We start from the raw sequence: 9,181 nt of genomic DNA, 5'->3' as shown, positions 1-9,181 counted from the left end.
ATGGTACTGGGGTCACACCCGGGAGAGTAGGTGGCCGCCAACCCCAACAACAGACAGCCCCTGCCTCTGCAAAGAGACAGGGGCTGTCGCCGTTTACACCGTTACAGCCCGAGGGGACAAGGCGCAGAGACCAGTAGGCGCTAGGGCAACGAAAGGAGTAGTAGGCGCAGGCCGGCAAAGTCAACCACCTAGCTACCCCGCAAGGGTGGGAGCAGAAGGAAGATCCCTCCGGGGCGCTGGACGGTGGAGGCTGCATTGTCTGTAGTAGAAAGAGGTGGATTCCGCGTCGGAAGGGCTACGCTGGCAGGTCATCTACATGGTTTGAAGCAGGAGGACAGTTTATCTTCCTTACTCTAGATAAGGCTAGCTTTCACACATTATCCCATACTAATAAATTCAAGCACAAAAAAAGGGGCTGCAGGTTTTACCTACAGCCCCTTTTTATACATTTTCTACTTTTATAAATTGATGAACTTAGGGTGTATCAGGTTTTCCATTGAGAAAATTTCATCCCATTTGGCCTGTGTGATCAGCTTACGTTCAAGTACTGTAATCTCATGAATTGACTTCCCTGTTTTCAACGCCTCTTTAGCAATAGAAGCAGACTGCTCGTATCCTATAATCGGGTTTAGTGAAGTGACGATGCCAATGCTATTCATCACCATATTACGGCAGATCTCTACATTCGCTGTGATTCCGTCAATGCACTTGCGCTGTAAGGTATAGCAGGCATTCTCCAGAAAGGTCAATGAATTGAATAAGCTGTAAGCTATAACAGGTTCCATTACGTTGAGTTGTAACTGACCGGCCTCCGCAGCCATCGTCACTGTCATGTCAGCTCCAATGACGTAGTAAGCCGTTTGGTTGACTACCTCAGGTATAACAGGATTTACCTTTCCAGGCATAATAGATGAGCCTGGCTGCATGGGTGGCAGATTGATTTCATTCAAGCCGGCACGTGGTCCTGAAGAGAGTAAGCGTAGATCATTGCATATCTTGGATACCTTTACCGCGCAGCGCTTCATCACACCCGATACCTGCACATACGCTCCTGTGTCGCAGGTTGCCTCAATCAGGTCTTCGGCCAGCACAACTGGCACCCCTGCTATTTCTCGTAGAATGTTTGTAACCAGTTGTGGGTAACCTTGTGGTGCGTTAATAGAGGTGCCAATAGCCGTTGCTCCCATGTTGATCTCACAGATCAGCATTTTCACTTCATGTAAACGCTGGATGTCCTCTCGTACAGTAGTGGCGTAACCATGAAACTCTGCCCCTAGTGTCATAGGTACAGCATCTTGCAGTTGCGTACGGCCCATCTTTAGTACTTCCTTAAACTCCTCTGCTTTGCGACCAAATGACTGTTGCAAGGCCTCCAGACTTTCGATAAATGCCTGTATTTTCCAATAGAGAGCCAGCCTGAATGCCGTTGGATAAGCATCGTTTGTCGATTGTGAGCAATTTACATGGTTATTAGGATGAAGGAAATTATACATGCCTTTTGCATGGCCCATATACTCTAGCCCAACATTGGCAATAACTTCATTGACGTTCATATTCACAGAAGTACCTGCACCTCCTTGAATCATATCTGTCACAAATTGATCGAGATACTCTCCTGCTATCAGTTTATCACTCGCATAAACGATAGCATCTGTCACTTCTTTGCTCAAAATACCGCTCTGGTGGTTGGCAAGTGCAGCTGCTTTTTTCACATAAGCAAAAGCCTTTATGAAAAGAGGCTCCTTCGAAATCGGTATACCTGTAATATGAAAGTTTTCTAGTGCGCGTAACGTCTGAATTCCATAGTAAACTTCATTGGGGATTTCTTTTTCTCCCAAAAAGTCGTGTTCAATCCTTACTTTTTCCATGCTGTTTTCTTAAAGACAAACTTATTTATTCACCTGTCTGCTGGGGAGCAGTTGAAACATGTATAGCTATACCTAGGTCCTTTGCCACTTCCAGTACAATGTCGCTGCCATACTTCTTATAGCAACGCAGTTTACCATTTTGGCTGTAGTCCGTGATAAGACTTTGGTTAATGATCAGTTTGGAGGCATACTCTCCATACCTTGCCATGATTTCCTGCTGTACCGCTGTCAGCAACTCCTTGCGTCGCTCAGTCTCAGGAGTGCGCAACGGCCGCTGGAAGCGATGCTCTGGGTAATCGTGGCTGATATGGTTGGCTTTGGCTGCTTCTTTAGCCTCTTGCAAAGCATCCTCCAGCATCCGCTCGTTTTTGGGTTTTTTGAGATTGCCGTGTACCCCCCTTGTATGGTTCAACCACTCGTGGATATCCGTGTTCGGATTATTGGCCAACTCTACCAAGGCTTCATTCGGGATTACGAAATGGGCTGGTTTGTTAAATTGCCGGGCCAGGTTCTCCCTGAAGGTATAGAGCCATTTGAGAAGATACTGTTGGTAATAGTTGAGGCGGTACGAATGCTTCAGTCTGAGGTGCGGATTTTCTGACTCAGTATACTTGATCTGCTCTAACAGATAGTCTTCTTCCTCGAGCCAATGCATACGACCAACCTTTTCTATTTCCTGAAGTAGCCTAGACTTTACCTTGTGCAGGTATATCACGTCGATGGCTGCATAGCGGAGCTGATCTTCTGTAAGTGGTCGCTTGTTCCAGTTACTGGATTGCTGTGATTTATCGATCTCTTTTCCAAATTCTTCTTTGAGGACAGTTGCCAGAGAGGAGCGTTCATAGTTAAGGATCTTAGCAGCCACATCTGTGTCAACTATACCTTTTATGGAGCACCCCATTTTATCGAGCAACAGAATATCGTTATTGGAGTGGTGTATGATCTTTGTAATTGCCGGATTCTCCATCAACAGGAAAAAAGGTTTCAGATCATCAATGTAAAAAGGGTCTATGATAAAGCACTTTCCTTTGCCATCAGCAATCTGGATCAGGCAGAGGTTAAAACCATAGGTATAGCGGTTCTGATCAAACTCAAGGTCAAGGGCAAGTTCATCGCATTGCTCCAATTGCTGCACGGCCTGACGCAAATCTGCATCAGATGCCACGAGCACAATTGCCACGCCGTCTTCTTCTAAAGATAATTTTTCCATTGGCTAAATTTAAACAAGTATTAAGCCATATCCATACCTCGTATACTATTTTTCTTTCGTAGTGCACTTATGCAAAAGCCCCCTTTCAGCGAACTGAAAGGGGGCTTTTTGAAAAGGATAAGTATGTATATTACTGAATAGGTTTTTCTTCCGGGATTTCGTCTGCTACACCATCATTTACGGTAGAGTCCATAACGGTAGTAGTGTCAGTATCCATATCCATATCTGCATCCACATCAATATCAGAAGTCTCTACTTCATCGATTTGGTCAGTTTCAGTGGCTGTGTTGTTATCGGTACCACAAGCTGTGAAAGCAAAAAAAACGAATGCAGCGAATGCAAATTTTATTGTCTTTTTCATGATTTTCAATTTTTGTTAAACAAGTAAATTTGTACTTATTTATTCGGTTTATACGGAAAGGTAACCCTTAGGATTAAATTTTTTAACAATAATCCCTGTGAATGGCTTGTATTTGGTTGTTAAACAGATATTTATGATAGTAAATGCATTTGTATAAACAGGTATAGCCTTGATGCTATTATAGGGAGTAAGGTATAAAATATAACTTTATTTATTTGGTGGGCTCCAGTAAAATTCAGCTCTGCCGTAGCATTACCAATAGCCAATAAAAATGGAGCCTTCCTGCTATTCCAGAAAGGCTCCATTTTAAATTGCCGGGGTAATTACTGAACTTCAGATAGCGACTTCTCTCGTTTGGCCCTGAATTCAGACTTCTCACGCCATGCCGGGTAAGCAGTGCCGTTTGCCACACGGTACCCCACCCGGAAATAGAGTTGCAGGTCTTCTACCGCACCATCCAGATTCCAGTTGTCATATACCTCGTCGCTTACTTTGTGGTAATGTTCGGCTGTGTACTGGTCCTGCTTTTTGGTAATGTAATCGGCGGCCTGGTCACGGGCCACTATACCTGACTTGGCATATAGAGCAGGTACACCTTGCTTGGCAAACTCAAAGTGGTCGGAGCGGTAAAAGGAGCCTTTCTCAGGAGAGGCCTCCGGCACGATCCGGCGGTTTTGCGTGCGTGCTTCTTCTGCCAGTATATCCTCCAGATCAGAGTTTCCATACCCAATCACGATCACATCCTCTGTAGGATGGTAAGGGTTGAGCACATCCATGTTGATGTTCGCCAGGGTTTTGGTGAGCGGGTAGAGTGGATTAGAAGCATAGTACTTGGACCCCAGCAGACCCTTCTCTTCAGCGGTCACGGCCAGGAACAGTATAGAGCGTTTCGGCTTCTCGGGTAGTTGTGTAAAGGCTTTCGCCAGTTCGATGAGCCCAGCCGTGCCGCTGGCATTGTCCATGGCGCCGTTGTAGATCTGGTCGCCCTGCAGCTTCTCATCTTTGCCCAAGTGGTCCCAGTGTGCCGTGTATACCACATACTCGTTTTTCAACTCCGGGTCAGATCCCTCCAGTTTGGCAATCACGTTCCGCGACTCCACTTCTCGCAACTGGTTTTTGATCTTAAAGTTAGCCTTCGCATTTAGTGGCACAGGCTTAAAGCCTTTTTGAGCCGCGGCGCTCTTTAGGTTTTCGAAGTTGTTACCAGAGGCTGTGAAGAGTTCGCGGGCCTTGTCTTCCGTTATCCAGGATTCTACCGCCAAGCGGTCCATATTTTTACCTAGGTTACTGATGTCAAAGTTCTCCCTGCTCCAGCTTCCTGATATCACTTCGTAAGGATAGCCTGCCGGACCGGTTTCGTGGATGATGATGGCAGCGGCAGCGCCCTTCTCAGCAGCGATCTCATATTTGTAGGTCCAGCGGCCATAGTAGGTCATGGCTTTCCCGCCAAACATGGTGCTGTCCAGCTGTCCCGGGTTGTTCGGGCTAGGTATAGGCGGATCGTTGATGAGCATCACGATCGTCTTGCCTTTAACATCCACTCCTTTGTAATCATCCCAACCATACTCAGGGGCTACGATGCCATAACCTACAAACACCAGATCCGAATTGTTGACGTTCACATCCTGCACATAGCGGCGCGACACAGCCACATAGTCATCCGGAAAAGAAAGGTTGACGGTTTTGCCACCTGCCGTAAAGTTTGCCTGAGGCTGTGCCGTAAAGCCAAACATGGGGACCTTCTGCACGAAAGTACCATCCGGGTTGCCAGGCTGTAAGCCCAACTCCTTAAACTCGCGGGTCAGGTAGTTCACGGTAGAGTCTTCGCCGGCAGTGCCGGGACTGCGGCCTTCAAATTCATCAGAGGCAAGCACCTGTATGTGCTGGAGGAGGTCGTTAGCGTTAATGCTCTGTTGGGCAGTAAGAAGGCCGCCGGTTGTGTCGCTGGCAACTGCGGTGCGGTCGTCGTCGCTGTCTGCTACCTCCCTGGCGTTTTCGTTACAGCCAAAAGCTAGCAGACTGAGCACAGCCAGACCGATCATATTTTTTTTCATAGGTTTAAATGGGTATGTTAAGGTACTGAAGATAATACTTTTATTCATACCGATAGTTACGCCCGTCTGGATTTAGATCAGGCAGCTATTTCCCAACTGGCAGGAACACCCCGGTGCAGCGTTTTGATAAGATCGAGGCAGGAGGCAGGGTTTAGGTACAGCAGGCACTCCCATATAACGACCCGTTGCCAGCCAGCTTCGCGGTATAGCGTCTTATAGCGTTCGTCGCGCAACTGGTTATTGGTAAACTTTTCCTCCCAGAATCGTAGGTTTGATTTGGGAAATGCCGGTTGGCAATAAGGGCAGCGATGCCAGAAGCAGCCGTGCACGAAAATAGCCAGTCGTCGGCCAGGAAAACAAATGTCGGGTTTGCCCGGTGCCTTGTGCCAGTGTATTCTGTAGCCGCGAAGGCCGTTATGCCAGAGTGCGCGTCTGAGCAAGAGTTCGGGCTTCGTGTCACGGCTTTTGTTGCCGCGCATATACCTGCTTACCTTCTCACGTGCTGTGAGTGGTGCAGGATTCGCTTTATATTTTTTGACTTTCTTTCTGACGGTCAATTCCGCAGGGGTATGTTCTATATTCGAACAAATAGTGGCTTATGAAAGTGCAGAATAGTGGCAGGATTCAATTTTATGGCGTGAAAGCAGGATACCAGGTAAAAAAATCAGGCTATTATGGGAATGTACTTTCTATGATCCAGCCCTATATATAAATAATATATCTGATAGCATTGTGTTGATTTACAACCACATTTGCTTATGCGAATGCATAAAGTTTGATTTGTTATAAATACTCCTAACTTTGCCTTTACACACAGCCGTAAACATTAGTTATGGATAAATATACCTATATCGCAAATGCGCACGGAGCCTACATTGACGAGCTGTACAAAGCTTATCAACAGGATCCGGAGTCAATTGACTTTGGATGGCGCAAATTCTTCGAAGGCTTTGATTTCTCGACGGCCTATAACGAGAACGGTCACAAGGTGGATGGTGCTCCAGTAGGCGCCCCGGCCAAAGCCGCTTCAGCCGGCTTATCAGATAAAGAAGTAGCTGTTCGCAACTTTATATATGCCTACCGCACTCGCGGCCACCTGCGTTCCAAAACCAACCCGGTGCGCGAGCGCAAAGACCGCAAAGCCCTGCTTGACCTGAAAGATTTCGGTCTGTCAGAAGCTGACCTGGACACTGTGTTCCAGGTAGGTGAAGTGATCGGTATCGGACCTGCCAAACTGCGTGACATTGTAGCGACGGTGCAGCAAATTTACGAAGGCCCGATCGGCTTCGAGTACATGTACATCCGCAACCCAGAGGTGCTCCAGTGGTTGCAAAACAAAATAGAAAAGGAATTCCCGGCCTTCAACCCAGGTATAGAATACAAAAAACGCATTCTTTCTAAACTGAACGAAGCGGTTGTATTCGAGAACTTCCTGCACACGAAATTCTTGGGTCAGAAGCGCTTCTCACTGGAAGGCGGCGAAACAACTATACCTGCCCTGGATGCCATCATCGACAAGGCCTCCGATCTGGGTGCCAAAGAAGTGGTGATCGGTATGGCGCACCGTGGTCGCCTGAACGTGCTGGCCAACATCATGGGCAAAACCTATGAGCAGATCTTCTCCGAGTTTGAGGGCACTGCCACACCAGACCTGACCATGGGCGATGGTGACGTGAAGTACCACATGGGCTTCTCTTCAGAGGTGGTTACCCCTACATCTGGCAACACGGTTAATCTGAAACTGGCACCAAACCCATCGCACTTAGAGGCGGTGAACCCGGTAGTGGAAGGTTTCGTTCGTGCCAAGATCGATTGCATGTATGAGCGCGATCCGAAGCAGATCGTGCCTATCCTGATCCATGGCGACGCCGCATTGGCCGGACAAGGTATAGTGTACGAGGTAACGCAAATGGCGAAGCTGAAAGGCTACCAGACAGGTGGTACCATTCACTTTGTGATCAACAACCAGGTAGGCTTTACGACTGACTTCGAAGATGCTCGTTCTTCTATTTACTGCACGGATGTGGCGAAAATTATCGACGCGCCAGTACTGCACGTAAATGGCGACGATCCGGAAGCAGTGGTATTTGCTGTGCGTCTGGCCACCGAGTACCGTCAGAAGTTCGGCAACGACATCTTCATCGACATGGTGTGCTACCGCCGTCATGGCCATAACGAGGCAGACGAACCGAAATTCACGCAGCCACATCTGTACAACCTGATTTCGAAGCACCCGAACCCACGTGAAGTATATAACAAGAACCTGATTGCCCGTGGCGATATAAATGCGGAACTGGCGCAGTCGATGGACAAGGAATTCCGGCAGATGCTGCAGGACCGCCTGGACATGGTGAAGCAAAAGCCCCTTCCTTACAATTACCAGCAGATGGAAAAGGAATGGCAGACACTGCGCCGCTCCAATCCGGAAGACTTCAACCAGTCGCCTGAAACAGGTATAGCTCCTGAGGTGGTGGAACGTGTGGGCAAAGCGCTCTCTACGGTACCACAGGGCTTTAAGCCGCTGAAGCAGATAGAAAAGCTCCTGAAAGAGCGCAACGAGATGTTCTTTGAAACCCGTCAGCTGAACTGGGCGGCTGCCGAGTTGCTGGCCTATGGTTCGCTGTTAGTAGAGGGTAAGATTGTGCGCCTGAGCGGACAGGATGTGCAGCGCGGTACGTTCTCGCACCGCCATGCCGTGCTCCGCGACGCCAACACAAGCGCGCCTTACAACAGCCTGAATTATATACAGGACGAGCAGCGCCAACTGGAGATCTACAACTCGCTGCTGTCAGAGTATGGTGTGCTCGGCTTTGAGTTTGGCTACGCGATGGCCAACCCGAGCGCACTCGTTATCTGGGAAGCGCAGTTTGGTGACTTCGCCAACGGTGCGCAGGTGATGATTGATCAGTTTGTGGCCGCTACGGAGTCTAAGTGGCAGCGTATGAACGGTGTGGTGATGCTGTTGCCGCACGGTTATGAAGGCCAGGGGCCGGAGCACTCCAATGCCCGTCCTGAACGTTTCCTGCAGCTGGCAGCTGAGTACAACATGTTCGTGACCAACATCACAACACCAGCCAACTTCTTCCACTTCCTGCGTCGTCAGCTCGCATTGCCATTCCGCAAGCCGGCCATCAACATGGCGCCGAAGTCGTTGCTGCGTCATCCGAACGTGGTATCTCCTATAGAGAAATTCACAAAGGGAGGCTTCAGAGAGGTAATCGGTGATGACTACGCATCGGCCAAGTCAGTTAAGAAAGTACTCTTGTGTACTGGTAAGGTATACTTCGACCTGCTGGAAGAGCAGCAGAAGAACAAGCGCAAGGATGTGGCCATTATCCGTATGGAGCAGCTAGCACCGTTCCCGAAAGTGCAGTTGGAGGCTGAGCTGAGCAAGTACAAGGGCGCTAAGGTATACTGGGTGCAGGAAGAGCCTGAGAACATGGGCGGCTGGATGTACGTGCTGCGTGTGATGCGCAACGGCGTGGAAGACCTGGTAGCCCGCAAGCCAAGTGCTTCTCCTGCAACAGGGTATAACAAAATACACGGCAAGGAGCAAGCGGAGCTGATTGAAAGAGCATTCGCTATTTAATGAGTAATGACGAATGAATAATGAGTAGGTAATAATGATGAATGAAGTTTGATGAGTGAATAGAAATTATGCATTTGTCATTTCCCAATTAGAAGTCAT

At 48.3% G+C, this 9,181-nt stretch carries 6 protein-coding genes; 1 reads left to right on the top strand and 5 read right to left on the bottom strand.

Annotated elements, in window-relative coordinates; genetic code table 11:
• Positions 1–458: 458 nt before the first annotated feature.
• From aspA to AC4QZR_RS18750, 5 genes are all read right to left on the bottom strand, one after another.
• Positions 459–1,868 carry an aspartate ammonia-lyase gene (gene aspA, locus AC4QZR_RS18770; protein ID WP_494482289.1) on the bottom strand — a complete coding sequence of 470 codons (1,410 nt, stop codon included), beginning with the start codon at positions 1,866–1,868 and terminating at the stop codon, positions 459–461.
• Positions 1,869–1,893: 25 nt separating this feature from the next.
• Positions 1,894–3,078 (bottom strand): ribonuclease D, encoded by a 1,185-nt coding sequence (locus AC4QZR_RS18765; protein ID WP_494482288.1) that lies wholly within the window; start codon positions 3,076–3,078, stop codon positions 1,894–1,896.
• Between the two features lie 130 nt (positions 3,079–3,208).
• Positions 3,209–3,439, bottom strand: coding sequence for a hypothetical protein (locus AC4QZR_RS18760; RefSeq protein ID WP_494482287.1), 231 nt, complete (start codon positions 3,437–3,439; stop codon positions 3,209–3,211).
• 323 nt (positions 3,440–3,762) lie between these two features.
• Positions 3,763–5,493, bottom strand: a complete 1,731-nt coding sequence (locus AC4QZR_RS18755; protein ID WP_494482286.1) for a M28 family metallopeptidase — start codon at positions 5,491–5,493, stop codon at positions 3,763–3,765.
• A gap of 77 nt (positions 5,494–5,570) precedes the next feature.
• Positions 5,571–6,050, bottom strand: coding sequence for a very short patch repair endonuclease (locus AC4QZR_RS18750; protein ID WP_494482285.1), 480 nt, complete (start codon positions 6,048–6,050; stop codon positions 5,571–5,573).
• A gap of 275 nt (positions 6,051–6,325) precedes the next feature.
• On the opposite strand from AC4QZR_RS18750, the gene AC4QZR_RS18745 reads away from it, so the two are divergent.
• A complete protein-coding gene (locus AC4QZR_RS18745; RefSeq protein ID WP_494482284.1) occupies positions 6,326–9,082 on the top strand; it encodes a 2-oxoglutarate dehydrogenase E1 component in 2,757 nt (918 codons plus the stop codon).
• The last annotated feature ends 99 nt before the right edge of the window (positions 9,083–9,181 follow it).

The organism is Pontibacter sp. YIM B11418, assembly GCF_059278805.1.
This window is presented reverse-complemented; position numbering and strand designations above follow the sequence as displayed.

Coding starts and splice junctions, on each gene's coding strand:
- aspA (WP_494482289.1), bottom strand. CDS start 1,868: ATGGAAAAAGTAAGGATTGAACACGACTTTTTGGGAGAAAAAGAAATC.
- AC4QZR_RS18765 (WP_494482288.1), bottom strand. CDS start 3,078: ATGGAAAAATTATCTTTAGAAGAAGACGGCGTGGCAATTGTGCTCGTG.
- AC4QZR_RS18760 (WP_494482287.1), bottom strand. CDS start 3,439: ATGAAAAAGACAATAAAATTTGCATTCGCTGCATTCGTTTTTTTTGCT.
- AC4QZR_RS18755 (WP_494482286.1), bottom strand. CDS start 5,493: ATGAAAAAAAATATGATCGGTCTGGCTGTGCTCAGTCTGCTAGCTTTT.
- AC4QZR_RS18745 (WP_494482284.1), top strand. CDS start 6,326: ATGGATAAATATACCTATATCGCAAATGCGCACGGAGCCTACATTGAC.